This is a genomic window from Colwellia ponticola (assembly GCF_005885605.1).
In the GTDB taxonomy this organism is placed as follows: Bacteria; Pseudomonadota; Gammaproteobacteria; order Enterobacterales; family Alteromonadaceae; genus Colwellia; species Colwellia ponticola.
This window is the reverse complement of record NZ_SZVP01000088.1, coordinates 1-468: the sequence shown is the minus strand read 5'-3', so window position 1 is coordinate 468 and position 468 is coordinate 1. Positions and strand designations below refer to the sequence as shown.

Below are 468 nucleotides of genomic sequence, written 5' to 3'. Positions count from 1 at the left end.
CAGGTAGTCGGAATGTGAGGCTTTGCGCAGTACGAACAAGCCATTGATGTAGGTGTCCACCAGCCCTTGCGGCGTGGGGTAGTGCTTGAGCAGCGCGAGGGTGTCCTCGCCGTATTCGGCCTCGATGGGCTTGGTGGCGAGCTTGACCCGCGCCCGTTCCAGCAGCAGCAGCGAGCCGCCGAGGTCGGCAATGGCGTCGCGCAGTTTCGGATCCTGGATGCTGTCGAGGGACTGCTCGAACTTCGCGGTTTTCTCTTCGAGGGTGGCCTGTTTCTGCTCATCGCTTGGGGAACAGCCGCCGGCCAGCAACAAGGCGGCGCACAGGCCAACGCTGGCCAAAGGGGATCGCACATCCATCATCTGAGTTTTTTCCTGTCCGACGTCATCGAGCCGAGTTATTGGGCTCGACACTAGCAGAAAAATTCTCTTACAGATGCCGCCCAGGTCAGTTTTCTCGTGGTTACAGGT

General features: G+C 59.6%; 1 protein-coding gene. It reads right to left on the bottom strand.

The features are described from left to right. A partial coding sequence (locus FCS21_RS15970) for a hypothetical protein (RefSeq protein WP_222927989.1) occupies positions 1–360 on the bottom strand: 360 nt, incomplete at its 3' end. Positions 361–468 lie beyond the last annotated feature (108 nt).